The sequence below is a fragment of the Streptomyces coerulescens genome (assembly GCF_042657965.1).
GTDB classification, from domain to species: domain Bacteria; phylum Actinomycetota; class Actinomycetes; order Streptomycetales; family Streptomycetaceae; genus Streptomyces; species Streptomyces coerulescens.
Map to the genome: position 1 here is coordinate 109,897 of NZ_JBHSKM010000022.1, position 26,306 is coordinate 136,202.

Annotated in this window: 20 protein-coding genes and 1 riboswitch; of the genes, 5 read left to right on the forward strand and 15 right to left on the reverse strand. The window is 70.6% G+C overall.

Features of this window, described 5'->3' with window-relative positions:
- Positions 1 to 60 precede the first annotated feature (60 nt).
- The 10 genes from eno to ACFPQ9_RS27960 form a co-directional block, all read right to left on the reverse strand.
- On the reverse strand, positions 61 to 1,347 hold the full coding sequence (gene eno, locus ACFPQ9_RS27915) for a phosphopyruvate hydratase (RefSeq protein ID WP_380858997.1): 1,287 nt from the start codon (positions 1,345 to 1,347) through the stop codon (positions 61 to 63).
- A 304-nt stretch (positions 1,348 to 1,651) separates the two neighbouring features.
- A complete protein-coding gene (locus tag ACFPQ9_RS27920) occupies positions 1,652 to 2,317 on the reverse strand; it encodes a transglycosylase family protein (protein ID WP_380859000.1) in 666 nt (221 codons plus the stop codon).
- A 4-nt stretch (positions 2,318 to 2,321) separates the two neighbouring features.
- Positions 2,322 to 2,520: riboswitch (cyclic di-AMP (ydaO/yuaA leader) on the reverse strand.
- A gap of 208 nt (positions 2,521 to 2,728) precedes the next feature.
- Positions 2,729 to 3,808 (reverse strand): transglycosylase family protein, encoded by a 1,080-nt coding sequence (locus ACFPQ9_RS27925; protein ID WP_380859003.1) that lies wholly within the window; start codon positions 3,806 to 3,808, stop codon positions 2,729 to 2,731.
- 166 nt (positions 3,809 to 3,974) lie between these two features.
- Positions 3,975 to 5,252: a cytochrome P450 family protein gene (locus tag ACFPQ9_RS27930; RefSeq protein ID WP_380859006.1), complete on the reverse strand. Its 1,278-nt coding sequence runs from the start codon at positions 5,250 to 5,252 to the stop codon at positions 3,975 to 3,977.
- A gap of 98 nt (positions 5,253 to 5,350) precedes the next feature.
- Complete coding sequence (locus tag ACFPQ9_RS27935; RefSeq protein WP_380859009.1) at positions 5,351 to 6,331, reverse strand: nucleoside triphosphate pyrophosphohydrolase; 981 nt, start codon at positions 6,329 to 6,331, stop codon at positions 5,351 to 5,353.
- Positions 6,332 to 6,455: 124 nt separating this feature from the next.
- Entirely contained in the window at positions 6,456 to 7,100 is a 645-nt protein-coding gene (locus ACFPQ9_RS27940; RefSeq protein ID WP_380859012.1) for a SurA N-terminal domain-containing protein, read from the reverse strand.
- A gap of 170 nt (positions 7,101 to 7,270) precedes the next feature.
- Positions 7,271 to 8,764 (reverse strand): protein kinase domain-containing protein, encoded by a 1,494-nt coding sequence (locus ACFPQ9_RS27945; protein ID WP_380859475.1) that lies wholly within the window; start codon positions 8,762 to 8,764, stop codon positions 7,271 to 7,273.
- Positions 8,765 to 8,802: 38 nt separating this feature from the next.
- A complete protein-coding gene (locus tag ACFPQ9_RS27950; RefSeq protein ID WP_380859015.1) occupies positions 8,803 to 9,426 on the reverse strand; it encodes a hypothetical protein in 624 nt (207 codons plus the stop codon).
- Between the two features lie 213 nt (positions 9,427 to 9,639).
- Positions 9,640 to 10,383, reverse strand: a complete 744-nt coding sequence (locus ACFPQ9_RS27955; protein ID WP_380859018.1) for an N-acetyltransferase — start codon at positions 10,381 to 10,383, stop codon at positions 9,640 to 9,642.
- Positions 10,384 to 10,426: 43 nt separating this feature from the next.
- Positions 10,427 to 11,194 (reverse strand): HNH endonuclease family protein, encoded by a 768-nt coding sequence (locus ACFPQ9_RS27960; protein ID WP_380859478.1) that lies wholly within the window; start codon positions 11,192 to 11,194, stop codon positions 10,427 to 10,429.
- A gap of 298 nt (positions 11,195 to 11,492) precedes the next feature.
- On the opposite strand from ACFPQ9_RS27960, the gene ACFPQ9_RS27965 reads away from it, so the two are divergent.
- Positions 11,493 to 11,675 carry an Rv0909 family putative TA system antitoxin gene (locus ACFPQ9_RS27965; protein WP_380859021.1) on the forward strand — a complete coding sequence of 61 codons (183 nt, stop codon included), beginning with the start codon at positions 11,493 to 11,495 and terminating at the stop codon, positions 11,673 to 11,675.
- 119 nt (positions 11,676 to 11,794) lie between these two features.
- On the opposite strand, the gene ACFPQ9_RS27970 is transcribed toward ACFPQ9_RS27965, so the two are convergent.
- On the reverse strand, positions 11,795 to 12,676 hold the full coding sequence (locus ACFPQ9_RS27970; protein ID WP_380859024.1) for an SCO6745 family protein: 882 nt from the start codon (positions 12,674 to 12,676) through the stop codon (positions 11,795 to 11,797).
- Between the two features lie 170 nt (positions 12,677 to 12,846).
- Between ACFPQ9_RS27970 and ACFPQ9_RS27975 the strand changes: the two genes are divergently transcribed.
- The gene (locus ACFPQ9_RS27975) at positions 12,847 to 13,428 is read left to right on the forward strand and encodes a TetR/AcrR family transcriptional regulator (RefSeq protein WP_380859027.1); all 582 of its coding nucleotides are present in this window, start codon (positions 12,847 to 12,849) and stop codon (positions 13,426 to 13,428) included.
- Positions 13,429 to 13,565: 137 nt separating this feature from the next.
- Entirely contained in the window at positions 13,566 to 14,030 is a 465-nt protein-coding gene (locus ACFPQ9_RS27980) for an SgcJ/EcaC family oxidoreductase (RefSeq protein ID WP_380859030.1), read from the forward strand.
- An 8-nt stretch (positions 14,031 to 14,038) separates the two neighbouring features.
- On the opposite strand, the gene mfd is transcribed toward ACFPQ9_RS27980, so the two are convergent.
- Positions 14,039 to 17,569 carry a transcription-repair coupling factor gene (gene mfd, locus ACFPQ9_RS27985; RefSeq protein ID WP_380859033.1) on the reverse strand — a complete coding sequence of 1,177 codons (3,531 nt, stop codon included), beginning with the start codon at positions 17,567 to 17,569 and terminating at the stop codon, positions 14,039 to 14,041.
- Between the two features lie 502 nt (positions 17,570 to 18,071).
- Here mfd and ACFPQ9_RS27990 point away from each other — a divergent pair.
- The gene (locus ACFPQ9_RS27990) at positions 18,072 to 19,529 is read left to right on the forward strand and encodes a DUF2079 domain-containing protein (RefSeq protein WP_380859036.1); all 1,458 of its coding nucleotides are present in this window, start codon (positions 18,072 to 18,074) and stop codon (positions 19,527 to 19,529) included.
- Positions 19,530 to 19,709: 180 nt separating this feature from the next.
- Here ACFPQ9_RS27990 and ACFPQ9_RS27995 read toward each other — a convergent pair whose 3' ends face one another.
- Positions 19,710 to 22,301, reverse strand: a complete 2,592-nt coding sequence (locus tag ACFPQ9_RS27995; RefSeq protein ID WP_380859039.1) for an ABC transporter permease — start codon at positions 22,299 to 22,301, stop codon at positions 19,710 to 19,712.
- Entirely contained in the window at positions 22,298 to 23,086 is a 789-nt protein-coding gene (locus ACFPQ9_RS28000) for an ABC transporter ATP-binding protein (protein WP_380859042.1), read from the reverse strand. Before ACFPQ9_RS28000 ends, ACFPQ9_RS27995 begins: the two co-directional genes overlap by 4 nt.
- Positions 23,087 to 23,569: 483 nt before the next feature.
- Between ACFPQ9_RS28000 and ACFPQ9_RS28005 the strand changes: the two genes are divergently transcribed.
- The gene (locus ACFPQ9_RS28005) at positions 23,570 to 25,066 is read left to right on the forward strand and encodes an MFS transporter (RefSeq protein ID WP_380859481.1); all 1,497 of its coding nucleotides are present in this window, start codon (positions 23,570 to 23,572) and stop codon (positions 25,064 to 25,066) included.
- Here ACFPQ9_RS28005 and ACFPQ9_RS28010 read toward each other — a convergent pair.
- Complete coding sequence (locus ACFPQ9_RS28010; RefSeq protein ID WP_380859045.1) at positions 25,047 to 26,240, reverse strand: alpha/beta hydrolase family protein; 1,194 nt, start codon at positions 26,238 to 26,240, stop codon at positions 25,047 to 25,049. The genes ACFPQ9_RS28005 and ACFPQ9_RS28010 overlap by 20 nt on opposite strands.
- Positions 26,241 to 26,306: the final 66 nt, after the last annotated feature.

The following is a 26,306-nucleotide window of genomic DNA, read 5'->3' on the forward strand; positions in this document are numbered from 1 at the left end:
ACCGAGTACGGGGACGTACGTACGACTGGCTAAGCCTTACCCAGGTGAGGTCAGCCGGGGTCAGCCCTTGAAGCGCGGGAAGGCGCTGCGGCCGGCGTACACCGCGGCGTCGTCGAGGATCTCCTCGATGCGCAGCAGCTGGTTGTACTTGGCCACGCGCTCGGAGCGGGCCGGGGCGCCGGTCTTGATCTGGCCGCAGTTGGTGGCGACGGCCAGGTCGGCGATGGTGACGTCCTCGGTCTCGCCGGAGCGGTGGGACATCATGCACTTGAAGCCGCTGCGCTGGGCGAGCTCGACGGCGTCCAGGGTCTCGGTGAGCGAGCCGATCTGGTTCACCTTCACGAGCAGGGCGTTGGCGGTGCCCTCCTCGATGCCGCGGGCCAGGCGCTCGGGGTTGGTGACGAACAGGTCGTCGCCGACCAGCTGGACCTTGTCGCCGAGCTTGTCGGTGATGACCTTCCAGCCGGCCCAGTCGTCCTCGAACAGCGGGTCCTCGATGGAGACGAGCGGGTAGGCCGCGACGAGCTCCTCGTAGTACTCCGTCATCTCGGCGGCGGAGCGCTCCTTGCCCTCGAAGACGTACGTGCCGTCCTTGTAGAACTCGGAGGCGGCGACGTCGAGCGCGAGGGCGATCTGCTCGCCGGGCGCGTAGCCGGCTTCCTTGATCGCTTCGAGGATGAGGTCGAGGGCCTCGCGGTTGGAGCCGAGGTTCGGGGCGAAGCCGCCCTCGTCGCCGAGGCCGGTGGACAGGCCGCGGCCCTTCAGCACCTTCTTGAGGGTGTGGTAGACCTCGGTGCCCCAGCGCAGGGCCTCGGAGAAGGACTCCGCGCCGATCGGGGCGATCATGAACTCCTGGATGTCGACGTTGGAGTCCGCGTGGGATCCACCGTTGAGGATGTTCATCATCGGGACGGGGAGCAGGTGCGCGTTCGGGCCACCGAGGTAGCGGAACAGCGGCAGGTCGGACGCCTCGGAGGCGGCGTGGGCGACGGCCAGGGAGACGCCGAGGATGGCGTTTGCACCGAGGGAGCCCTTGTTGTCGGTGGCATCCAGGTCGAACATGGCCTGGTCGATCAGGCGCTGCTCGGTGGCGTCGTAGCCGACGAGCTCCGGGCCGATCTGCTCGATGACGGCGAGGACGGCCTTCTCGACGCCCTTGCCCTGGTAGCGGTTCGGGTCACCGTCACGCAGCTCGATGGCCTCGAAGGCACCGGTGGAGGCGCCGGACGGAACGGCGGCACGACCCGTGCTGCCGTCGTCGAGGCCGACCTCGACCTCGACCGTGGGATTGCCTCGGGAGTCCAGGATTTCCCGGGCTACGACGACGTCGATGGACGGCACGAGCATCTCCTTCTTGGGATGTGACGCGGGTACGCGGTCCGCGGTGGGACTGCGGGATGAGCCTAACCGGCTCCGGGCATCAGACCAGCGGTCGACCGCCCCGTGGACGGAACCGAGAGTAAATTGTTTCCGAACGGAACAAAGACGCGGTACAAAGAACCCCGCCCCGGTGCGTACGGGGGAAGACGCACCGAGGCGGGGAGTTCGTGGGGACGGGGGTGGCCCTCACGACGCCTTCACTATGGAGTCCACGGATGTGAAGGCGCTGTGGTTCAGCTGTCGGCCACGTACGCGCCGTGGCCGCGCCCTCTTACTTCAGGTGCAGCTGCTGACCGGGGTAGATCAGGTCGGCGTCCTCGACGATGTCCTTGTTCAGCTGGAAGAGCTTCTCCCAGCCGCCCTTGACGTCGTGCTCGGCCGCGATCGTGCTGAGGGTGTCACCCTTGGCGACCTTGTACTCGCCGTCGCCCTTCTTGACCTTCTTGCCGGTCGGGGTGGTGACGGTCTTGGTGCTCTTCTTGGCGGCCGGGCGGTCGGCGGAGCGGGAGGCCGACTGCTGCTCAGCAGCGCGAGGGGCGGTCTCGGTGGAGCCGTTGTACGCGGCGCTGGACAGGCCGGTGCCGCAGTGCGGCCAGGCACCCTTGCCCTGGCCCGCGAGGACCTTCTCGGCTATCTCGATCTGCTGGGACTTGGTGGCCTGGTCGGCGGTGGAGGCGTACGCGGTGCCGCCGTACGCGGCCCAGGTGGAGGCGGAGAACTGCAGACCGCCGTAGTAGCCGTTGCCGGTGTTGATCGACCAGTTGCCGCCGGACTCGCACTGGGCGACGGCGTCCCACTCGGAGGCGGTGGCGGCCGAGGCGCTGCCGGCCGCCATCAGCGGGGCGGCGACGGCGGCGGCACCGGTGACGCCGACGACGGCGATGGCGCGGGCGGCCTTGGACGGACGACGGTGCTTGCCCTTGCTGGAAAACAGCATGGTTGGATCCCCTCACCGACGCCTACGAGGTGAGCTGTCGGGTTCGGGCCGGTTGAGTTGCCCGGCCGCGCACGTTCGCCTCTCGGCTCCCGCTGCGCGGCTTCACCCCGAGCCGGCTCCGGCGTGTGGTCCCGTAGGACCTCAACTGCCGGACCCGGCGCAAACCTTGGGTCCCCCGCTCCTGCCTACGGCGCTTTACGCGACGACTGTTCCCGTACGGCCGCCGGCAGGATTCGGCGTGACGGCTGTAGGGGCCCGCACTGGTGGCGAGCGGTCATGACCGTAGACACGCGTTTCGCGGAATTTCAAAGACGATCAGGGCTTCTGAGATCTATCTCTCACTGCTTTCAAAACGGACATTCGCCGCGAAATATGACGCGAACTGCCGCTGTTTTTCACCCTGTTCGACCGTTATTTGGCAGGGACGTCCAAGGTCTGACCGGGAGCGATGCGGTTCGCGTCGGAGCCGATGGCCTTCTTGTTCGCCTGATACAGCGCGCGCCATCCGCCGTCGAGGTCAAGCGAGTCGGCGATCGAGGCGAGAGTGTCGCCCTCGCGGACCTTGTACGAGGCGTGGCGCCCGGTGGACTTGGTGGCCGCCTCGGCGGTGTCGCCCTCGTCGGCGCTGGCACCGCGGTGCCGGCCGGTCCCGGCCGTCGCGTCCTCGGTCGCGCCGTCGGCCGCACCATCGGTCGCGCCGTCGATCGAACCGGTGTCGACGAGGCTCCAGAAGCCCGCATCCTGGGACCAGTTGTCCTGATTGTCCGCATTGGGCGCCTCGGTGGGCGAGCTCTCCGGCGACTGCGAGGCCGTCGCCTCGGGTGACGCATCGGACTTCGAGGGCTTCTTGGACTCGGAGGATGAAGACGGCGAAGAAGAGGACTTTCCGGGCGACTCAGACGAAGCATCCGGAGTGTCGCTCGCCGACTTCGAGGGGTCGCCGGACGGCGTCGACGACTCGGAGGCGTCACCGGAGCCGGAGGAGTCGGACCCCTCCGACGCGTCGGATGAATCGGATGAGTTGGACGAGTTGGATGAATCGAGCAATCCGGAGGATCCGGACACCTCGGAGGGTGAGTCGCCCTCCACTCCGGTGTCGAGGTCGACCGAGCCGGACTCCTTGGTGAGGCCGTTCAGCACGGCGCACGTACCCCAGGGGCTGGTGCCCTGGTCCGCGAGGATCTCCTGGGCCACTGCTATCTGCTGCGAGCGGCTGGCCAGGTCGGGACTGGAGGCGTAGTCGAGACCGCCGTAGCGCTCCCAGTCGTCCAGGGTCAACTGGAGCCCGCCGTACTCTCCGTTGCCGTTGTCGGCACTCCAGGAGCCGCCGCTCTCGCACTCGGCGACCTTGTCCCAGACCGTGCCGTCGGCGGCGCTCGCACCGGTGGCGCCGAGGAGCGGGATGGCGATCGCGGACCCGGTGACTCCTGCCGCGACGAGAAGAGCCGGAGCCTGACGGGGGCGACGGTGACGACCGTTCCCGGAGAGCATGCGGGGACCTTTCGCGAGACAGCACTGAGCACGGCGCGTAAAACCTGGGCGCCTTGTTGACGTGTGAACGTATAGGCAGACGATCACTTGTCACAAGTTAATGCCGCGTAGATCACGTGAAGATCACAGACATGAGTGCGTGTCACGTTTCCCGAGGTGGACGTAGTCACCCAACAGGGGTGAACTCCACCGGAAGCGTGCGCAGTCCGCGCATGATGAGCCCGCCCCGCCACCTCAACTCCGCCGGGTCCACGGCGAGTCGGAGATCCGGGAGGCGGGTGAGGAGCGTGGCGAGGGCGGTCTGGCCCTCCAGCCGGGCGAGCGGGGCACCGAGGCAGTAGTGGATGCCGTGGCCGTAACCGAGGTGCTGGTTGTCGCGGCGGCCGAGGTCGAGGACGTCGGGGTCGGCGAACCGCTCCGGGTCACGGTCGGCGGCGGCCAGGACGACCAGAACGGGGTCGCCCGCCGCGATGTCCTGCCCGCCGATGGTGAGCGGCTCGGTGGCGAAACGCCAGGTGGCGAGCTCCACCGGCCCGTCGTAGCGCAGGAGTTCCTCGACGCCGGTCTCCAGCAGGGCGGTGTCATGGGCGGCCAGGGAGGTCTGCAGGCGGGCGCGCTGTTCGGGGTGGGTGAGCAGGGCGAAGGTGCCGTTGCCGATGAGGTTCACGGTCGTCTCGAAGCCCGCGAACAGCAGGATGAAGGCCATGGCCGCGGCCTCGTTCTCGGTGAGGTGCTCACCGTGGTCGGAGGCGCGGATGAGCCCGGAGATGAGGTCCTCGCCGGGGTCGGGGGTGGCCGGAAGTGCCTCGCGTTTGCGGTGGATGAGGTCGGCCAGATACCCGCGCATCTTCTTCACGGACCGCGCGACCCCGCCCCGGGGGCCGCCCTGGTGCCGGATCATCATGCCCGCCCAGTCCCGGAAGTCGTCCTGGTCCTCGCGCGGGACGCCGAGCAGGTCACAGATGGCGTAGATGGGGAGCGGGAAGGCGAACTCGTGGATCAGATCCGCGCTCCCCTTCTCCGCGAACCGGTCGATGAGCTGATCGGTGAGCTCCTGCACCCGCGGCGTGAACTCGGCGACCCTGCGGGGCGTGAAGGCCTTGGAGACGAGCCGACGCAGCCTGGTGTGGTCCGGCGGATCGATGTTGAGCAGATGCGTCATCAACTCGGCCTTGCGCTCCCCCGGGATCCCGGTCTTGCCCTTGGCGTGCGCGGGCTCGTCGTGATGGGCCGGGTTCTTGGAGAGCCGGTTGTCGGCGAGCGTCTGCTTGGCGTCGGCGTACCGGGTGACCAGCCAGGCCTCCACTCCGCTGGGCAGCCGCGTCCGATGAACGGGGGCGTGCTCGCGCAGCCAGGCGTAGGCGGGGTAGGGGTCCGTCGCGAACTCCCAGGTGAAGAGCTCGGGGGCCTCGGTGAGGGGCGGGGGGTGGGGCTGGTTGGTCACTCCTTGACGGTATCCGCAGGGGGGAGGGGATGCGGCGGGGTGGGGGAGGGCGGGAGGGCGGGCTCGGCCGGTGGCACCGGCAAGCCGCCGGTCTCCCGTTACGAGGACACCCCTTCCGCCACCCGTACCGCGTCCCGGTACGTCCGGGCCGCGACACGCAGGGCCGCCTCCGGGTCCACCCCGGCCGCCTCCGCGCGGACCGCCATCGCGAGCAGCTCGTAGCCGATGCCCTCACCGGTCGGCAGCGGTACGTCCAGGCCCGCCGTGCGGACCCTGGACGCCAGCTTCGCCGCGAGGGCCAGGCCCGGCTGCCCGAGGGGGATGCCCTCCGTGACCGACTCCCGGCGCTTCTCCTGCGCCTTCGTGCGCAGCCAGTGCTCCTTGACCTCCTCGGGGGTCGTCGCCGTCTCGTCGCCGAAGACATGGGGGTGGCGGTGGATGAGCTTGGTGACGATGCCGCCGGCCACGTCGTCGATGGAGAAGGGGGACTCCGGGTCCTCCTCGGCGATGCGGGAGTGGAAGACGACCTGGAGGAGGACGTCGCCCAGTTCCTCCCGGAGTTCGTCGCGGTCGCCGTCCTCGATCGCCTCGACGAGCTCGTAGGCCTCCTCGATGCCGTACTTCGCCAGGCCCTTGTGGGTCTGCTGGGAGGACCACGGGCACTCGGCGCGGATGCGGTCCATGACCTGGACGAGGTCGAGGAGGCGGGCGCCGGGCAGGTCGTAGGAGGCGGGGAGCAGTTCCAGTTCCGGCATCGCGACGCGGCCCGTGCCGGCGAGGCGGGCGAGTCCGTCGGTGAGCGCGGGCTCGCCCTCGCCGGTCGCCACGACCACGACCGTGCGGCCGCCGGCGCACACGTCGATCAGGTCCTGGGCGGTCGGGGCCTGCTCGTCGACCGGTATCCCGGCCTCGCGCAGATACGGCAGCTGCGGATGGGCGCCGTCCGCGCACAGCACGTGGTCGGCGGAGCGCAGCGCCTGCCATGCGGGCCAGGACAGCAGGCCGGGGGCGACACGGTGGCTGGTGGTGAGCAGGACGATGCGGCCGGGGGCGGCGGCTTCGGGACTGGTTGCGTTCACGATCCGAACGTAACCCAAGCGACCCACAAGTCCCCGAGTCATCCACAGGCCGGGCGGCGGCTCGGGCGTCGTCCACAGGGAGTGGAGCCGAGCCGCACCGCCGCGCCGTCCCTGGCCGTGGCCGTCACATCGCGGGCTGTGCCCCCGCCGCCGTCACCTCGCGCACCCACGGTGTCTTCGCGTCCGCGCGGCTGCTCTTCTGGACGTCCCAGGTGCCGTAGCGCGGGTTGACGTCGATGTCGAGCTGCTTGGAGGCCGCGGCCAGGGCGTTCCAGAAGGCCGGCTTGCCGGTGTCGGTGCCGAGGGAGGCGGCGAGCTTCTGGGCCTCCAGCTGGAGGCGGAGGTTCTCGTCGAGCCGCTGCGGCGGGATGCCGTACTGCTGGAGCCAGGCGGTCTCCAGCGCCTCGGCGCCGCCGGCCTGGCCCTCCAGGTCGGCGCGCATCTGCTGGATCTCCTTGCGGGTGACGGTCACCCCGGCGTCCTCGGCCGCCTTGTGCAGCACCTCGTCGAGAACCATGTTGTGCAGGACGTCGCGCGGGAGGGTGCCCGATTTCGCGATGACCTGCGCGTACGCGGCCTCGTCCGGTACGGCCTCGCGCTGGGCCGCGCGGACCTCGCCCACCCTGTTCTCCAGCTGCGACACGGTGATCCGCTGGTCGCCGACCACGGCCGCCGCACCGGGGTGCGCGTCGTTCCCGCAGGCGGTGAGCAGGGGTGCCGCGGCGATCACGGCGGAGAGGAGAAGCGCAGTGCGACGGCGGCGGTGCAAGGAGGCCTCCCGGGGAGCTTGTGCGGCGGTGCACAAAGTCTTGCGGTGATCGATGGTAGGCAGTGGGCAAGCTCTGGCCAACCCATTGGACCAACGATTCACCAGGACTTCGGGCACCGCCGCACCCCGCCGAGCGGGGGCCGGCCCGTGCGGGGCACCGGTGCGTCGGCCTAGCCGCGCACCTGCCCCAGCCACTGCAGGGTGCGCCGTACCTCCGCCGCGACCGGGTGACCGGGGCCGTGCAGACGCTCGACGTCCATCAGCAGACGGGCCAGCGTGTCGTGGGCGGCGGGGCGGTCGCCGACGGCGAGCAGGAGGTGACCGATGCGGCGGCGGACGTCGTGGGCGAGCTCGGGGTCGCCGGAGACGTACTGGTTCTCGTAGTACGGCAGCAGCGCGCGGTACTCGGTGAGCGCGGCGGCCGGCTGGCCGAGCTGTTCCAGGCACTGGGCGACGTCGAAGCGGAAGCGCAGGGCCTGCGGGTCGGCCTGGCCTGCCTCGGCGGCGCGCTCGTCGGCGAGGCGGCGCAGTTCGGGCAGCGCGCGCCGGTACTGGCCGTCGTCCATGAGCGTGGCCGCGTACTGCTTGCGCAGGGTGCGCACCACCGGGGAGTGCTCGCCGTGCTGTTCGGCAGCGGTGGGCAGTATCGCGCCGAGGATGTCCACGGCCTGGGTGATACGGCCCTCGCCCAGCAGCCGCTTGACCTCGTCGACGGCTCGGGCGACATCCGGCTTCTCGTCGGCGGGCGTGACAGGCGTGGCGGGTGCCGGCTGGGGGGCGGGGGTGCGCGCCCGGTCCGGCCAGGGGGCGTGCGGGCGCAGGAAGGGGCGGGTGGGGTCCAGCGGCGCTCCCAGATGGGTGCCGCGCGAGGGCAGCAGCTGCTCCAGGTCCTCGTACACCTGCTGTGCGGAGGCGGGCCGGTGCTGCGGGTCCTTCGCGAGCAGCCGCAGGACCAGGGCTTCGAGCGCCTCGGGGACCTCGGGGCGGACCCGGCGCACGGGCACCGGCGGCTCGTACAGATGCCGGTGCAGCACGCCGAGCGCGGTCGAGCCGGAGAACGGCACGTCCCCGCTGAGGAGTTCGTGCATCAGCACACCCAGCGCGTACAGGTCGGTGTACGGGCCGACCGCGCCGCCCATCGCCTGCTCGGGGGCCATGTAGGCGGGCGAGCCGATGGGCGTGCCGGTGTGGGTGAGGCGGGTGGTGTCGGCGTCCATGACAGAGGCGACGCCGAGGTCGAGGACGGTGACCGTGCCGTCCTGCTTCACCATCAGGTTGCGGGGCTTGAGGTCGCGGTGGACGATCGGCACCGCGTGCACGGCGCTCAGTACGGCGCACAGCTGCGCGGCGACCGCGACCGCCCACTGCCAGGGGTACGGGTCGCGCTCGGCGAGATGCGCGGAGAGGTCGACGCCGTCGACGTACTGCATGACGAGGAACAGCTCCTCGCCCTCGCTGCCCGCGTCGTGCACCGTGACCAGCCCGGGGTGGTCCACCTGCGCGGTCACCCGGCACTCGCGCACGAACCGGCGGCGCAGCTCGTCCGCCTCCTGCCCGGCCACCTTGTCGGGGCGCAGCAGCTTCACCGCCACACGCCGGTCGAGCCGTTGGTCGTACGCCGTCCAGACCTGGCCCATGCCGCCCTGTCCGATGAGCGCGGACAGTGCGTAGCGGCCGGCGACGACACGTCCTGTCGTCACGGTCACCTGCCGCCCTCGTGGTCGCCGTCCTGGCGGGTGTCGTGCTTGCGCAGGTAGTCACTGAGCTCGTCGAGCTCGGCGCGCACCTGGTCGATGCGCGCGGGCGCGGGGCGCTGCGGGGGCGTGGGCGGCTGCGCGGGCGTCCGGGGCATCGGGGTGCGGGGCGGCGGTGTCTGGGACATCGGCGGCGACTGCGGCACCGTCGTGGCGGTGTACGGCGACTGGGAGTGCGGGTAGCCGTAGGCCGCGGACGCCTGCCGCTGCCCGGGGTAGCCGGCGAAGCGGAGCTGGTGGAAGTGGCGTATGTCCGCGGAGAGGTAGTACGCGATCGCGGCCACCATGCCGCCGAGGACGAGGACGAGGCCCGTCCAGCCACCGGCGGTGTGGATCTCGTCGCCCGGCTCGGAGCCCATCAGATACAGCCCGAGGAACTCCACCACGATCGACGCCGCGAACAGCCACCAGTCGAGCGGCCTGCGGGTCACGATGGCCAGGCGCAGCATCATCACCCACATCAGCAGGCCGAAGCTGAGCACCGACATCACGACGAAGACCACGCGCAGGAAGACCAGCCAACCGATGGGCGGCGGCTGGTTCACCGGCTGCGGATAGCCGTGGCCTTGCATGACTGCTCCTGATGCCTGAGGTGGGCGCGTGGGGTCGACCGACCTTGCCCGGTGCGGGGCAACCTCGGTCGTGCGATTGTCGCTTCGAGCGTATAGGTCGACACCGACATAGGGTCACCGGTTGTACCGAACCGTTGTCGTGCTGATCACTTCCCACGACGACGCAGGTCGCGCGGAGCCTCGGCTTCCGGCCCCCCGGCCGCCGCGGGCGGCTCAGAGCGGGTGCCGCATCCACACATTGGGCTCGACGTACACCGCGTAGCCCCGCTCCGGCTCGCACCGCACCGGCACCAGCGCGCCGGGCACCTCGATGTCGCCCGGGGTGTCGAAGGGCAGTCCGGTCCAGCCGCGCCACTGCTCCAGCGATCCGGCGACGGTCATCGAGGCCGGGGCGATCGAGTCGATCGTGGCTCCGGCGCGGGCGTGGACCCGCAGCCACGGGTCGTGGGGCAGGCCGTCGGGGCGTACCCGTTGGGCGTACTCCTCGATGGGCGTGCGCGGTTCGAGGTGCTTGGCGTTGGGGCGGACCGGGGCGACGACCTCGGTGAAGCCGTGGGCGCGGGCGTTGGCACGCATCGCGCCGAGCATCCGGGCGGACAGGCCGCCGCCGAGGGCGTGCGGGGCGATGACGACGGAGATGGCGCTGACGGTGTCGGGGCGGACGTCGGCGCGCCGGTCGGCGAAGGCCCACACCAGCACCTCGTCCCAGCCCCGTGCGGGCAGCCGGCCACGGTCCTCGGCGTCGAGCGCGAACGGCACGCTGAACGCGTGGGCGACCACTTCTCCCCGCTCGTCCTCCGCGAACAGCGCGTACTCCGGGAACTCGCGCGGGATCCGGGCGTAGTGCGCATTGCCCACGGGATCCTGGATGACGAACTCCGGCCACGTGTCCGGCATCTCCAAGACCGCCTCGAGCATCTCGGGGCGTTCCGCCAGGCTCGACACCTTCAGTTCCATGCCGGAACCGTAGGCGTGCGGCGTCCGCGCCGGAAACCCGTTTTCAGCCGCCGCACTGTCGCAGCATCGTCTCCTTGTCGGCGCTGGTCACCGGAAGTTCGTACTTCAGCGAGACCTGGGCGAAGCGCACCGCGTACGAGCAGCGGATGCCCTTGTTCGGGGGCAGCCAGGAGGCGGGGCCCGAGTCGCCCTTGGAGCTGTTGGTGGGGCCGTCGACCGGTATGAGGTTGAGGGGGTCGTTGGCGATGTCCTGGCGCTTTCCCTCCGGCCAGCGGGAGGCGCCCATCTGCCAGTCGTACGACAGCGGCATGACGTGGTCGATCTGCACGGTCGTGGCACGGGACTTGGTCCACTCGATCGTCCGGCCCGTGTACGGGTCGTGCAGTGTCAGGGAGACCACGACACAGTCGGAGCCGGAGCGGTGGCGGACGTCCTCGCCGTCGCGTTGGAGGAGGTCGTTACGGGTGTCGCAGCCGTTGCGGGAGAATGGGACGCCGCCCGGCGCCGAGTCCATCCACGCGTAGCCGAACTCGTCCCGGTCGTAACCCGTCTTGGGACCTCGGCCCTTGGTCGCCACCTTCTCGATCAGTGTCCGCGCCTCGGACCGGTCGGCGTCCGAGGTGAGCGGCGCGAGCCCGGGTTTCGTGCCGTCGGGGTTGTCCAGGGGACTCACGGCGCGGCCGGAGCCGGGGGCCGGGACGGAGCCGGAGGGCCCGTCGTCCCCGGGCAGGTCGACGTTCTCGCATCCCGTCAGTACCAGCACCATGCCGAGCATCGCCGCGGCCCTCGCCGCCCCGCCCCTCAGACGCATCACGATGCGCCCCTCCCCTGCTTGCGCGTTCCGCCCCGCACAGGCGGTTTTCCCTGGTACTCCGTCGCGCACACGGTAGCGACCCGGCGCACGGCGGCATTCGAGAGGTCCGGGACGGAGGTCCGGACGAGGGCCCGGGCGCGGGCCGGACGGAGCCCGGACGAGGGCCGGACGAGGGCCCGGACGAGGGCCGGACGAGGGCCCGGATGGTGGTCCAGACCACGGTTGGACCTAACTGCGCATATTTCGCAACTCGGGCGTATCGTCGGTGGTGAATCACCTCGGGAAGGAGCTCTGGATGGGCATCTTCGACAGGTTCAAGAACCGCCAGGCGCAGGACAAGGCAAGGGACATGTCCGACACCGCGGAGCGGAAGGTCAACGAGAGGACGGGCAACAAGTACGAGGGCCAGGTCGATGACGCGCAGCAGAGGATGGAGCGCGAACTCGGCATGGATCGCGACAAGCCCGATCAGCGGTAGGACCGGAGGCCCACGGAGGACCACGAGACCTGGCTTGAGAGACAGCGCTTTGGGAGCAGGGCCGTCCGCGGAGAGACCCACCTTCCGCGGGCGGCTTCGCGTGAGCGGGTGACCGCCCGTCAGACCTTCCCGATCCCCAACGTCGTCTCCGAGGGCAGCAGCCCGGAGGACAGCACCGCCAGCCAGAACTCGCCGAGCAGTTCCACTAGGCGGTCGACCTCAGCCGGCGTGAGCGACTGCCAGGGCGCTGCTGCGAGTTGATCGGTGCGCTCCTCCACGGTGCGGCGCAGTTCGCGGCCTGTGTCCGTGGCCGTTCCGTCCGCGTCGACCAAACCTCGGGCGATCAGACGGTCCCGCGCCGCCTTCCACTCCTCGGGGCTCCAGCCGCGGCTTTCGAAGCGCTCGACGGACGCGGCGCCTATCGCGGCGAAGGACACGAGCGACTCGACGGGGTCCAGGCCGGCCACCATCAGGGCGGCTATGTGGCCGTCGCCGCGGTGCTCACGCAGGATCGTCGCCGCGTGCCAGAGCTCGAGGTGCGGGGCTTCGGGCCAGTCCAGGGCGGCGTTGGCCGCGGCCAGCGGACGGCCCGCGGTGTTCGCCGCCTCGGCAGCGCGACGGACCAGGCTCACGAGCTCGGCCAGTCCGGGACCGTCCACCCGGTCGCCGAATATCGCGCGATAGGCCCGGTCGATCCCGCGCATCCGTGCCCGCAGCACCGCCTCCGGGCTCGCGATCTTCCAAGCGGGGTCGACGTGTTCGGCGACCATGCGCGGGCTGAAGCTGTAGAACGCGGACGCGACACTCTCCGCACCGACTGCCCCCAACGGCGCGGCCCGGTAGGGGAAGTAGCTCGGCCAGCGCTCCTCGGTGGCGTACCCGAGCTCGGCCGCCTCCTCGAACACCTCGGGTGCGTAGTACAGCACGGCGTGCAGTGGCTCCAGCAGATGCCAGAGCTGCCGCACCCGGCCCCGATCCATACCGCCGTTCCGCTCCACCATGACGCGCCCCCAGTTCGCACTTCAGCAGTTCCGCAGTTTCGTAGATCCATGGGTCCGCAGACCCATGCCTCATAACTTGACACTGACAAGATTGCCCGATCGCCCCAGAACTTGTCAATGCCTAGATCTCAAAAACTTGTCGCCGCCTAGATTGCGCGTACGCTGCTGCCATGACGCAGCAGACCTCTTCTCGCCGCCCGTACCACCACGGCGACCTGCGCCGGGCCATCCTCACCACCGCGCTCGACGTCATCGCCACCGACGGCCCGTCCGCACTCAGCCTGCGTGACCTCGCCCGCCGTGCCGGTGTCTCGCACGCCGCGCCGGCCCATCACTTCAGGGACCGCACCGGGCTGCTCACGGCGATCGCCGCGGAAGGGTTCGGACTGTTGTCGACCGCGCTCATCGAGGCGGCGGACCTCAAGGACGCGGGGGTGCGCTACGTCCGCTTCGCACGCGAACACCCCGCCCACTTCCAGGTGATGTTCACGCCCGAACTGCTGCGCACCGACGATCTGGAACTGACCACGGCCCGCACCCTGGCCGGCGACGCCCTGCGCGGGGCCGTCTCCACCGTACGTCCGGAGGAGCTCGGCATCGACGCCCGTATGGCCGGAGTCGCCGCGTGGTCGCTGGCACACGGCTTCGCCACGCTGCTCCTCAGCCACAACCTGGAAGGCCCGGTCGGCGACCGGGATCCCGAGGAGGTCTTCCGGACCCTGGCGGCGACGCTGTTCCGCCACACCGACTGAACGAGCCGCACGAGGACCACCCCACGACGACACCGCCCTAACACCACCACACGACGACCACCACACGACGACCACCGTGCGACGACCACCGTGCGGCGCTTGACCTCAAGCTCACTTGAGGTCCCAGAGTGATCCGCATGACCACCGAACCCACGCACAGCGCCCCCGCCGCCCCCGCCGCGCCAGCCGCCCTCACCGCGCCGGCCGTCCCAGCCGTCCGCGCGGCCGACCTCCGAGCCATAGCCGAGGTCGTCGCCACCGGGGAACGCACCCAGCGTGCCAAGGACCCCGACGGCTTCCTCGCCCTCTTCCACCCCGACGCGCTGTGGACCACCGCCCACGGCAAGGTCCTCATCGGCCTCGACGCGATCGCCGAGTTCACCCGCGCCGTGCTGCCCGGCGCGACCTGGGACGGCGAGGTCACCTACGAGGCCGTGCACACGCAGTTCCTGCGGCCGGACGTGGCGGCCGTGAAGGTCCGGCAGGTCTACCACTCACCGGCAGGCGACACGGAGGGCGCCCCGCTGTACGTCATGACCAGGCAGGACGACGGCAGATGGCTGCTGCACGCCTGCCAGAACACCGAGGTCCGGGCCGGCTAGATACGGCTTCAGGACCCCAGAATGGAAGCCAGGAACTCCCCCACCCAGCCGAGCAACTCCCGCCCGACCAGCGGCTTCCCGCCCACCTTCGCCGTCTTCGGGCGGGGCACCAGCAGCTGGTGGACGGCCGGCTTGATGACGGTGCCCGGGTACAGGCGCTTGACCCGGAGTTCCTGGGACTCCCGCAACTCCACCGGCGCGAAGCGGATGTTGTTGCCCTGGAGGACGATCTCGCCGACGCCGCACGCGCGGGCCAGCATGCGCAGGCCCGCCACCAGCAGGAGGTTCTCGACCGGCTCGGGCAACTTGCCGTAGCGGTCGACGAGTTCCTCGCGTACGGACGTGATGTCCTCCTCCGTGTTGGCGGAGGCGATGGCGCGGTAGGCCTGGAGGCGGAGCCGCTCGCCGGGAGCGTAGTCGTGCGGGACGTGCGCGTCGACCGGGAGCTCGATCTTGACCTCCAGCGGCGGCTCCTCCTCGACACCGCCCTCCAGGGACGCGCGGTAGTCCGCGACCGCCTCGCCGACCATACGGACGTACAGGTCGAAGCCGACGCCCGCGATATGGCCGGACTGCTCGCCGCCGAGGAGGTTTCCGGCTCCTCGGATCTCCAGGTCCTTCATGGCCACGTACATGCCCGCGCCCATCTCGGTGTGCTGGGCGATGGTGGCGAGGCGCTCGTGAGCGGTCTCCGTCAGGGGCTTCTCCGGGGGGTACAGGAAGTAGGCGTAACCCCGCTCTCGTCCCCGGCCCACCCGGCCGCGCAGCTGGTGCAGCTGGGACAGGCCGAAGTTGTCGCCGCGCTCCACGATCAGGGTGTTGGCGTTGGAGATGTCGATGCCGGACTCGACGATCGTCGTCGAGACGAGCACGTCGAACTTCTTCTCCCAGAAGTCGACGACGACCTGCTCCAGCGCCTGCTCCGACATCTGACCGTGGGCGGTGGCGATGCGTGCCTCGGGGACGATCTCGCGCAGCCGGGCGGCCGCGCGGTCGATCGACTCGACGCGGTTGTGGATGTAGAAGACCTGGCCCTCGCGCAGCAGTTCACGGCGGATCGCGGCGCCGATCTGCTTCTCCTCGTAGGGGCCGACGAAGGTCAGGACCGGGTGGCGCTCCTCCGGCGGGGTGGTGATGGTCGACATCTCGCGGATGCCGGTGACCGCCATCTCCAGGGTTCTGGGGATCGGGGTCGCGGACATCGTCAGTACGTCGACGTTGGCGCGCAGCTTCTTCAGCTGTTCCTTGTGCTCGACGCCGAAGCGCTGTTCCTCGTCGACGATGACCAGGCCCAGGTCCTTGAACTTGGTCTCCGACGAGAACAGCCGGTGGGTGCCGATGACGATGTCCACCGCGCCGTCCTTCAGGCCCTCCAGGACGGCCTTCGCCTCGGTGTCGGTCTGGAAGCGGGACAGGGCGCGGGTGTTCACCGGGAACTGCGAGTAGCGCTCGGAGAACGTCCCGAAGTGCTGCTGCACCAGCAGGGTCGTGGGCACCAGGACCGCGACCTGCTTGCCGTCCTGCACCGCCTTGAAGGCGGCCCGCACCGCGATCTCCGTCTTGCCGTAACCGACGTCGCCGCAGATCAGGCGGTCCATCGGGACCGACTTCTCCATGTCCTCCTTGACCTCGGCGATGGTCGTCAGCTGGTCCGGGGTCTCGGCGTAGGGGAAGGCGTCCTCCAGCTCGCGCTGCCAGGGGGTGTCCGCGCCGAAGGCGTGCCCGGGCGCCGCCATGCGCGCGCTGTAGAGCTTGATCAGGTCGGCGGCGATCTCCTTGACGGCCTTCTTGGCCCGCGCCTTGGTCTTCGTCCAGTCCGCGCCGCCCAGGCGGTGGAGTGTGGGTGCCTCGCCGCCGACGTACTTGGTGATCTGTTCCAGCTGGTCGGTGGGGATGTACAGCCGGTCGCCGGGCTGGCCGCGCTTGGCGGGGGCGTACTCGACGACGAGGTACTCGCGCGTGGCGCCCTGCACGGTGCGCTGCACCATCTCGATGTAGCGGCCGACGCCGTGCTGCTCGTGGACGATGTAGTCGCCGGTCTCCAGGGTGAGCGGGTCGATGGTCTTGCGGCGGCGGGCCGGCATCCGGGCGCCGTCCTTGCCGGCGGCCTTCTGCCCGGACAGGTCCGTCTCGGTCAGCACGGCCAGTCTGAGGGCCGGGTCCACGAAGCCGTAGTCGATCGAGCCGCAGGCGACATGGACGACCGACGGGGAGATCTCCTCCAGGTCCGTCTCCAGGCGGGCCGCGACGCCCTCGCCGCCGAGTACCTCGACCGTGCGGGCGGCCGGGCCGTGGCCCTCGGTCACGAAGACCGTGCGCCAGCCGTCGGCGAGCCAGCCCTTGGTGTCGGCGAGGGCCTTCGCGGTGTCGCCGCGATAGGACTCGGGGGCGTGCATGCCGAGCTTGAGGGTGTCCGCGTCGAGCGTCTCGTCGGCGGCGAACGGCGACACCGACCACCACATCATGTCCAGCTCGCGGGCGCGGTCGCGGACGTCCGCGATGGACCACAGGGAGGCCGCGCCGACGTCGATGGGTGCCTCGCCGCCGCCGGCCGTGGCGGCCCAGGAGGCCTGCAGGAACTCCTGCGAGGTGGCTACGAGATCGGCGGCACGCGTGCGTACCCGCTCCGGGTCGCATACGACGGCCATGGCGCCCTTGGGCAGGACATCGAGCAGGAGCTCCATGTCGTCGACGAGGACCGGGGCGAGGGATTCCATGCCCTCGACCGCGATGCCCTCGGCGATTTTGCCGAGCAGTTCGCCGAGCTCGGGGTGCTGTTCGGCGAGGGCACGCGCGCGTGCGCGTACGTCGTCGGTGAGCAGCAGCTCGCGGCAGGGCGGGGCCCACAGGCCGTGCTCGGCGACTTCGAGTGAGCGCTGGTCGGCGACCTTGAAGTAGCGGATCTCCTCGATGTCGTCGCCCCAGAACTCGATGCGCAGGGGGTGTTCCTCGGTGGGCGGGAAGACGTCGAGGATGCCGCCCCGGACGGCGAACTCGCCGCGCTTCTCGACGAGCTCCACGCGCGAGTACGCGGCGGCCGCGAGGGCGTCCACGACAGCGTTGAGGTCGGCGGTCCGGCCGGTGCGCAGGGCCACCGGTTCCAGGTCGCCGAGGCCCTTGACCTGGGGCTGGAGAACGGAGCGCACGGGTGCGACGACGACGGAGACCGGGCCGGTCTCGGGGTCGTCGGAGCTGGGGTGGGCGAGGCGGCGCAGCACCGCGAGGCGGCGGCCCACGGTGTCGCTGCGGGGGCTGAGGCGCTCGTGCGGGAGGGTCTCCCAGGACGGGTACTCGACCACGCCCTCGGGCGGGAGGAGGGAGCGCAGGGCGGCGGCCAGGTCCTCCGCCTCACGGCCCGTCGCCGTCACGGCGAGGAGCGGGCGGTCGGTCTCGCGGGCGAGGGCGGCGATGGTGAACGGGCGTGCCGCGGGGGGGCCGACCAGGTCGACGTGCATGCGGTTGCCGTCTGCGGCCGCCGTGATCGCTTCCGCGAGGGCGGTGTCCTTGACTACGGCGTCGAGCAGACCGTGCAGACTCATGGAGGGCGCTTCCGTCCGAGGGGTGGGCAACACGAAGGGCCCGACGCGGGAAAACGGGCCGGGTGTTCCAGCGTACGTCGCTGCGCGGGCGGGCGCCGGGGCCTGTGGATAACGTCCGTTCTCCTGTGCTCGGCGTTGCCGCGGGGCCGGGTCTTCCTCGCCCCCGCCGCCCCTACCCGTCCCGTCCCCGGGGGCTGCCGCCCCCGGACCCCCGCTTCGGCCTGAACGGCCTCGTCCTCAAACGCCGGACGGGCTGAAAGATCGCGGCCCGCCTGAAAGATGCGAACCGGCTGAAAGATGCGGACCGTCCCTCGTCACACACCAGGAAAGACGCCGACCGCCCCGCACACACCGGGAAAGACGCCGACCGCCCCGCGACACACACCAGGAAAGACGCCGACCTTCCCTCGTCACACACCAGCGGACCACCCCACGTCACACACCAGACGGGCTGAAAGAACCTGAACGACGGCGAAAAGTCCGCACCGCGTAAGGTCCCCCCATGCCCACCCCCGCCGCCTCCACCACGCCCGACGCGTCCCCGGACCCTCACATACCGGCTCCGAGCAGCCCGCGGGAGCCGGGGCAGAGCCGCCCCGGACCGGGACGGCAGGACCCTTGGCTGTTGGCCGTCGCCCTGTTCGTCGGGTATGCGGTCGTCTCCGTGGGGCGTTATCGGCATCTGGGGCAGAAGTCGTGGGATCTGGGGATATTCGAGCAGGTCATACGGTCGTACGCGCATCTCCAGGCGCCGATCGCCGACCTGAAGGGGCCCGGGTTCAACATTCTGGGGGATCACTTCAGCCCGGTGACCGTGCTGCTGGCGCCCGTGTACCGGATCTTCCCCTCGTCGGTCACCCTGCTCGTGGCACAGGCGGCGCTCTTCGCGCTCTCCGTGGTCCCCGTCACGCGGGCCGCGGCACGGCTGCTCGGACGCCGGCGGGGGCTCGCGATCGGTGTCGCCTACGGGCTGTCGTGGGGGCTCCAGCAGGCCGTCGACTTCGACTTCCACGAGATCTGCTTCGCCGTACCGCTGATCGCCTTCAGCCTCGAAGCGCTCCTCGCCCGGCGGTGGCGGGCCGCTCTGCTCTGGGCGCTTCCGCTGGTCCTCGTCAAGGAGGACCTGGGCTTCACGGTCACGGCTGTCGCGCTGGTCGTCGCCTGGCGGGCCCGGCAGGAGTCGCCGCGCGCGACCCGGTGGGCGCTCGGCGTCGCCGTGTTCGGCGCGGCGGCCCTCGCGCTGACCCTGCTGGTGGTGATACCGAGCTTCAACTCCGCCGGCAGCTACGACTACTGGAACAAGGTCAGCGAGTCGGGCGGCGGCGGTCCCTTCGACGGGCTCGACACCAAGCTCCGTACGCTCGCCTGGCTCCTGATACCCACCACCGGACTGCTCGCCCTGCGCTCCCCGGTGCTGCTCGTCGCCCTGCCCACGCTCGGCTGGCGTTTCGTCTCCGCCTATCCGCAGTACTGGGGCACCGACTGGCACTACAGCGCCGTCCTGATGCCGGTCGTCACCTTCGCGCTCATCGACGCCCTCGTGATCACCCGTGACAGCACGCGCGCGTGGCTGCGTTCGTACGGCCGCCACCTGCCCGCCGCCGTCGCCGCCGCCTCGCTCGCGCTGACGACCTCGCTGCCGCTGGCCGCACTCACCGAGAGCGAGATCTACCGCAAGCCCGCGCGCGTGAGCGCGATAGAGCGTCTGCTCGCCGAGGTTCCCGACGGCGCCTCCGTCGAGGCGAACATCGCGCCGATCAGCCGGCTCACCTCGCGCTGCCGGGTCTTCTGGATCAGCAACACCCGCGGCGTCGAACCCGACTTCATCGCCCTGGACAACTCCCGCAAGCGCCACCGCGACGTCGAGGCGTACGCCCGGACCCTGCACCCCGACGCCCGGTACACCACCAAGGGCACCGCCTACGGAGTCGTACTCCTGGAGCGGCAGCCCGCGGGCTGAGCACGGCCGCCCAGCAGACGTGACCGGGCCCGGTCCGGAAGGTGGCAGCGCCTTCCGGACCGGGCCCGTCCCCCGCAACCCCCGTGTGCGGTGGCCATTAAGTGGCGACTCGACCAAGTAGCGACTCGACCAAGTAGCGACTCGACCGAGTGGTGACTCGACCGAGTGGCGACTCGACTGCTACTCCGTCGCGATCGCGTTCAGTACGTTCATCCGGCCCGCCCTGAACGCCGGCACCAGGGCCGCGAACAGGCCCACGAAGGCCGAGCCGATGAAGACCGCGATGATCGTCGGCCACGGGATCTCGAGGACGTTCAGGCCCTCCAGAGCCAGCAGCTTCTGGGCCGTCGCGCCCCAGCCCATGCCCAGTCCCAGGCCCAGCAGGGCGCCGAAGAGGGCGATGACCACCGACTCCATGCGGATCATGCGGCGCAGCTGGCGGCGGGAGAGGCCGATCGCGCGCAGCAGACCGATCTCCCTCGTCCGCTCGACCACCGACAGGGCCAGGGTGTTCACCACGCCCAGGACCGCCACGATGATCGCCAGGGCCAGCAGGCCGTAGACCATGTTCAGGAGCTGGCCGACCTGGTCCTTCAACTCCTGCTTGTAGTCGGTCTGGTCGCGGACCTGGTACTGAGGGTAGGAGTCGAGCGATGTCTTCAGGGCGGCGTACGCCGTCTCCTCCTGGCCGTCCTTCGCCTTGCCGAACATCATCACGCTCTGCGGAGTCCGGTCGGCGGGCAGGTACTTCGACAGGGTCTCGATGCTCGTGTAGCGGGCGCCCTGGTCGATGGAGGTGTCGTCGTCCGTGATGGCCGCGACCTTCAGCTTCGCCGTCTCGCCGCCCTTGAAGGCGACGGAGATGGTGTCGCCGACGCGCACGCCGTGCTTCTTGGCGTAGTCGGAGCCGACCGACATGGCGTCCTTGCCGTAGGCCGCGGAGAGGGTGCCCTGCGTGGTGGTGCGGCGCAGGTCCTCGGCGTACGTGGGGTCGGCGGCCGTGATCCCGGTGTCGTCGGTCTTGCCGTCCGGCGAGGTCAGGGTGGCGTCGACGTCCTTGTAACGGGTGACGTGGGCGAGGCCCGGCGTCTGCTGCATGGCCTTCTCGGCCTGCGGCACGATCGGCTGCTGCTGGCTCATGATGATGAAGTCCGCGCCCACCGACTTGTCCAGCTCGCTCGTCGCCGAGGCGACCATCGAGGAGCCGACGACGGACAGACAGGCCACCAGCGCGAGGCCGATCATCAGGGCGGCGCCCGTGGCACCGGTACGGCGCGGGTTGCGCAGGGCGTTGCGCTCGGCCATACGGCCGACGGGCCCGAAGGCGCGCAGCAGGACCGCGCTGATCACCCGGACCACCGCACCCGCGAGGAGCGGGCCGATGACGACGAAGCCGATCAGGGACAGCACCACACCGCCGCCCAGCATCAGCGCGCCGTCGCTCGCCTTGTCGGCGGTGGCCGCGGCGTAGAGGGCGAAGGCGCCCGCGCCGGTCAGCACCAGTCCGACCAGGCCACGTATCCAGCCGGCCTTGCCGTCGGCCGGCGTACCGGCGTCGCGCAGGGCGGCCATCGGGGAGACCTTGCCCGCGCGGCGGGCGGGCAGGTAGGCGGCGAGCACCGTCACCACGACGCCGAGGATCAGACCGACGACCGGGGTCGTCACCTTCACCGTGAGGTCGTCGGTGGAGAGGTTCATGCCGGCCATCGACATGAGCTTCATCAGGCCGACCGCGATGCCGACACCGGCGGCCACGCCCAGGACGGAGCCGATGAAGCCGAGCAGCAGCGCCTCGACCAGCACGGACCGGTTAACCTGCCGGCGGGAGGAGCCGATGGCCCGCATCAGGCCGATCTCCCGGGTGCGCTGGGCGACCAGCATCGAGAAGGTGTTGATGATCAGGAAGATGCCGACCAGGAACGCGATCCCGGCGAAGCCGAGCATGGCGTACTTGATGACGTCCATGAACGCGCCGACGTCCTTGCGGTTCTCGTCGGCGGTCTCCTTGGCCGTCTGGACCTTGTACGCGTCGGCCGTACCGGTCGAGGAGCCGTCCAGTGCCTCGGCGACGTTCCGCTTGAGCTGTGCGTCGCTCACGCCCGCCGCCGCGGTGACGGACACCTGCGTGAAGCGGCCGGTCGCACCGAGCAGGGTGCGCTGGGCGGTCTCGGTGTCGAAGTAGACGACGGCCGCGCCCGGGTTGGTCACCTTCCAGGAGGCGATGCCGACGATCCGCGCGCGGATGTCGCCGGTGGCGGCGATGGTGCGCAGTTCGTCACCGAGCTTCAGGTCGTGCTTGTCGGCGGTGTCCGCGTCGACCATGACCTCGGTGGGCCCGCGCGGGGCGTGCCCGGAGGTGATCTCCATGGACTTCTTGTCGTTCTCGGTCCAGTTGCCGGCGAAGGTGGGCGCGCCGGTGGAGGAACCCATGTTCTTGTTCTCGGAGTTGACGACGGTCACGCTCATCGAGGCGACCGCGCCCTCCGCCTTCTCGACGCCGTCGACGGCCGCGACCTTCTGGACGGCCGAGGCGGGCAGCGAGGCGGGCTTGCCGGTGCCGCCGCCGTCGTCCTCGTCCTTCGCCTCCTTGGGGCTGACGGTGACGTCGGAGGAGGTGACGGCGAAGAGCTTGTCGAAGGTGGTGTTCATCGTGTCGGTGAACACCAGGGTCCCCGAGACGAAGGCCACCGACAGCAGCACGGCCACGGCCGACAGGGCCATCCGCCCCTTGTGCGCGAAGAAGTTGCGCATCGAGGTCTTCAGGACGGTCATGACGTACGCCCCCGGGCGTCGAAGTCCTTCATGCGGTCCAGGACGGCGTCGGCGGTCGGCTTGTACATCTCGTCGACGATGCGTCCGTCGGCGAGGTACAGCACGCGGTCCGCGTACGAGGCGGCGACCGGGTCGTGGGTGACCATCACGATGGTCTGCCCGAGCTCGTCGACGGACCGGCGCAGGAAGCCGAGGACTTCGGCGCCGGCGCGGGAGTCGAGGTTTCCGGTCGGCTCGTCGCCGAAGATGATCTCCGGGCGGGCGGCCAGGGCACGGGCGACGGCGACGCGCTGCTGCTGACCGCCGGAGAGCTGGGTCGGCCGGTGCTTGAGCCGGTCGGACAGCCCCACGGTGTCGACGACGCGGCCGAGCCAGGCCCGGTCGGGCTTGCGGCCCGCGATGTCCATGGGCAGCGTGATGTTCTCGATGGCGTTGAGCGTGGGCAGCAGGTTGAACGCCTGGAAGATGAAGCCGATCCGGTCCCGGCGCAGCTGTGTGAGCTTCTTGTCCTTCAGCCCGGTGATCTCGGTCTCGTCGAGGTAGATCTGGCCGCTGCTGACGGTGTCGAGCCCGGCGAGGCAGTGCATGAGGGTGGACTTGCCGGATCCCGAGGGACCCATGATCGCGGTGAACTGGCCCCGCGCGATGTCCACGTCGACGTGGTCGAGCGCGACGACTCGGGTCTCCCCCAACCCGTATGCCTTGACGACCTGTCGCGCCCGTGCGGCAACGGCCGTACGCCCTCCAGTACCCCCGTGCCTGGGAATGGTCACAGCCGATGTCACGGTATATCTCCTATGAGGTGTAAGTCGGTCAGCGGGTGAATCACGAGAACTTGTTACGGCGTTCAGTCTCGTGGCGGGAGAGGGTCCGGCGCGCTGGTGCCCAGCCCCCTCTTGTGCGGGGGGAAAACCCCACCCCCGATGGTTCGGTGAGCCGCCCCCCAGCGGCGTAAAGCCAGGTTAAGGACGACAGCCGCACCGTCTCGTCCTCCGCCGGTACCAACCCTCCCCGAGACCTGATGCGGAGGTCCCCCTAGGGGCTGTCCACCCTTCGACGGAGCGCGCGTCGGGGTTGTCTCCACCCTTCGGCTCATCGAGCCTCCACCCTCCCGCCGCGTCAGGGTCAAGTGGGAAGCTGTTCCGCGGCAGATAGGTGCAAGGGGAAAACATCACGAGAGGAACCCGGTGGGCCGTTCGAGACCTGCGATACCCGACACCGCACCGCGCGCCGGAACCGACAGGCGCGGGGCCGTGGTCGCGGCCCTGATGCTCGCGATGGCGCTGGCCGCGCTCGACGCCACCATCGTCTCCACGGCCGTACCGCAGATCGTCGGCGACCTCGGCGGCTTCTCCGTCTTCTCCTGGCTGTTCTCGGGATATCTGCTCGCGGTGACGGTGACCCTGCCCGTCTACGGCAAGCTCTCCGACACCTTCGGCCGCAAGCCGGTGCTGATCGCGGGCGCGGCCGTGTTCCTGCTGGGGTCGCTGCTGTGCGCGGTGGCCTGGAACATGGCGGCGCTGATCGCGTTCCGGATCGTGCAGGGACTGGGCGGCGGGGCCCTTCAGGGCACGGTCCAGACGCTGGCCGCCGACCTGTATCCGCTCAAGGAGCGCCCGAAGATCCAGTCCAAGCTGTCGACGGTGTGGGCGCTGTCGGCGGTGGCCGGACCGGGGTTGGGCGGTGTCCTGGCGGCGTATGCGGACTGGCGCTGGATCTTCCTCATCAACCTGCCGATCGGGGCGGTGGCGTTGTGGCTGATCGCCCGCCATCTGCACGAGCCGGAGCGGGCGGGGACGGGCACGCGCGCGCGTGTCGACTGGGCGGGCGCGCTGGCGGTGTTCGCGTGCGGGGGCGTGCTGCTCACGGCGCTGGTGCAGGGCGGGGTGGCCTGGCCGTGGCTGTCGGGGCCGTCGATCGCCCTGTTCGGTACGGGACTCGCGCTGGTGGTGGTCGTGGTGCTGGTGGAGCGCCGGGCGGCCGAGCCGATCATCCCCGGGTGGGTGTGGCGGCGCCGGACGATCGCGGCGGTGAACCTGGCGCTCGGCGCGCTGGGTCTGCTGATGGTGGCGCCGACGGTGTTCCTGCCCACCTACGCGCAGGCGGTGCTGGGCCTGGCCCCGGTGGCGGCCGGGTTCGTGCTGTCGGTATGGACGCTGAGCTGGCCGGTGTCGGCGGCGCTGAGCCAGCACGTGTACCGCAGGATCGGTTTCCGCAACACGGCGATGCTGGGCATCGGTACGGCCTCGCTGATCCTGCTGGCGTTCCTGTTCCTGCCGTATCCCGGGGCAGCGTGGCAGCCCACGCTGCTGATGCTGCTGCTGGGCGCGGCGCTGGGGCTGTTCCAACTGCCGCTGATCGTGGGTGTGCAGTCGACGGTCGGCTGGTCGGAGCGGGGCACGACCACGGCGTCGGTGCTGTTCTGCCGGCAGACGGGCCAGACGGTGGGCGCGGCACTGTTCGGCGCGGTGGCCAACGGCGTGCTGGCGTCCCGGCTCGGCGGGGCGAACGACCTGGACTCGGTGACCCGTGCCCTGGACTCCGGCGGCACGGCACCGGAGGCCACCAGGAGGGCCATCGCCGACGCGGTGCACGCCGTGTATCTGGGGGCGTCCTGCGCGGCGGCGCTGGCCTTCCTGGTGCTGTTGCTGCTGGCGCCGAGGCGGTTCCCGGTCCTCAAGGAAGCCGACGAGGCCGACGATCAGGACGCGGACCAGGTCACCCTCGGCGCCGTCAAGGACGCCGTCACGGAAGACGGACGCTGACCTCGGGCTTGTCCGGGGACGGCCCGTCGAGCAGCGGTTGCGGGGCGCCCTTCAGATGCAGGTCGAAGAAGGCGGCGACGTACGCGCGCGTGAGGGCGAGCGAACGCTCGTAGGGCAGCGGGGAGGCGTCCGGTATCCCGGCCAGTCCCGCGAGGAGTGGTACGTCCGTGAAGGAGCCGTGGTCGGAACCGGTGACGGACAACCAGCGTTTCCAGCCGTCCAGTTCGGCCCAGGTCTCGTCCCAGGTCTTGTCGGCCGGCGGCCGGTTCCCGGCTCCGAACATCATGAAGGGCCGCCCGTCGAGGCCGCCGGCGGGGACCTTGGAGAAGAAGGTGCCGTCCATGTTCACGCCTGCCCGCACGCGCGCGTCGCCGGCCATCGTCGCGGCGGCCGCGTTGCCGCCGATGGAGTGCCCGGCCATGCCGATGCGCTTCGCGTCGATCACGCGCGCGTACCGCCACGCCGGATGCCGCCCGGCATCGCGCCCGGTCAGCCGGTCCAGCACGAAGGAGACGTCCTGTGCCCGGCTCTCGGCGACGGCATCACCGCCGATGGTGGAGAACTCGTCGCAGATAGCGCAGGGCAGGGTCTGCCCGTCGGGAAGGGTCGTGCCGGCGTTCTCGTACGGATGGTCGACCAGCGCGACGACATACCCGCGACTGGCCAGATCCTCGGCGAGTCCGGTGAGCGTGGAGCGCGGGAAGCTGAACCCGGGCGAGAGCACGACGAGCGGGAACCGGCCGTGCGCGGGGCGGGCGTCGGTGTGCGCCCAGGTACGGACACCGCTGAGCACCTCCGGCGGGACGGTGGCGTCGGGCGCCCGCAACTCAAGGAGCTGACGGGCCTCTTCGGTGGTCATATAGGGCGCGGTCGGTCCGCCGGTGCCGGGGCGCGCCGGGTAGTACATGGACACCATCAGCTGCCGGGGCCCGGCGGAGGGCACCCAGGGGTCGGGCCGGTCGCGGTCCACGAGGTGAAGGGTGCGGCGGCCGACGGCGTGCGGGCCGGTGGGGCGGGGCAGTTGGGCCGAGGCGGTGGTGGAGGAGGAGGTGGACACGGGCGCGGCGGAGGCGGCGCCCGCGCCGACGACGGGAAGGGCCAGGGCGGGTCCGAGTACGAGCACGACGGCCGCCGCCAGCGCCGATAAGCGCGGCCTTTTCGTTGATCGGTTCATGCCGAGGAGGCTAGGCCGCGGACCCCTGACCTGGCGTCGCCCGGCGGACGTAGGCCAGGGGTGCCG

Bases quoted from the DNA above. Each gene is read 5' to 3' on its own strand.
- ACFPQ9_RS27995 (WP_380859039.1), bottom strand. From the start codon at position 22,301: ATGACCGTCCTGAAGACCTCGATGCGCAACTTCTTCGCGCACAAGGGG.
- ACFPQ9_RS27950 (WP_380859015.1), bottom strand. From the start codon at position 9,426: ATGCAAGGCCACGGCTATCCGCAGCCGGTGAACCAGCCGCCGCCCATC.
- mfd (WP_380859033.1), bottom strand. From the start codon at position 17,569: ATGAGTCTGCACGGTCTGCTCGACGCCGTAGTCAAGGACACCGCCCTC.
- ACFPQ9_RS27970 (WP_380859024.1), bottom strand. From the start codon at position 12,676: ATGGTGGAGCGGAACGGCGGTATGGATCGGGGCCGGGTGCGGCAGCTC.
- ACFPQ9_RS27990 (WP_380859036.1), top strand. From the start codon at position 18,072: ATGCCCACCCCCGCCGCCTCCACCACGCCCGACGCGTCCCCGGACCCT.
- ACFPQ9_RS27925 (WP_380859003.1), bottom strand. From the start codon at position 3,808: ATGCTCTCCGGGAACGGTCGTCACCGTCGCCCCCGTCAGGCTCCGGCT.
- ACFPQ9_RS27965 (WP_380859021.1), top strand. From the start codon at position 11,493: ATGGGCATCTTCGACAGGTTCAAGAACCGCCAGGCGCAGGACAAGGCA.
- eno (WP_380858997.1), bottom strand. From the start codon at position 1,347: ATGCTCGTGCCGTCCATCGACGTCGTCGTAGCCCGGGAAATCCTGGAC.
- ACFPQ9_RS27960 (WP_380859478.1), bottom strand. From the start codon at position 11,194: ATGCGTCTGAGGGGCGGGGCGGCGAGGGCCGCGGCGATGCTCGGCATG.
- ACFPQ9_RS27920 (WP_380859000.1), bottom strand. From the start codon at position 2,317: ATGCTGTTTTCCAGCAAGGGCAAGCACCGTCGTCCGTCCAAGGCCGCC.
- ACFPQ9_RS27980 (WP_380859030.1), top strand. From the start codon at position 13,566: ATGACCACCGAACCCACGCACAGCGCCCCCGCCGCCCCCGCCGCGCCA.
- ACFPQ9_RS27975 (WP_380859027.1), top strand. From the start codon at position 12,847: ATGACGCAGCAGACCTCTTCTCGCCGCCCGTACCACCACGGCGACCTG.
- ACFPQ9_RS27955 (WP_380859018.1), bottom strand. From the start codon at position 10,383: ATGGAACTGAAGGTGTCGAGCCTGGCGGAACGCCCCGAGATGCTCGAG.
- ACFPQ9_RS28005 (WP_380859481.1), top strand. From the start codon at position 23,570: ATGCTCGCGATGGCGCTGGCCGCGCTCGACGCCACCATCGTCTCCACG.
- ACFPQ9_RS28010 (WP_380859045.1), bottom strand. From the start codon at position 26,240: ATGAACCGATCAACGAAAAGGCCGCGCTTATCGGCGCTGGCGGCGGCC.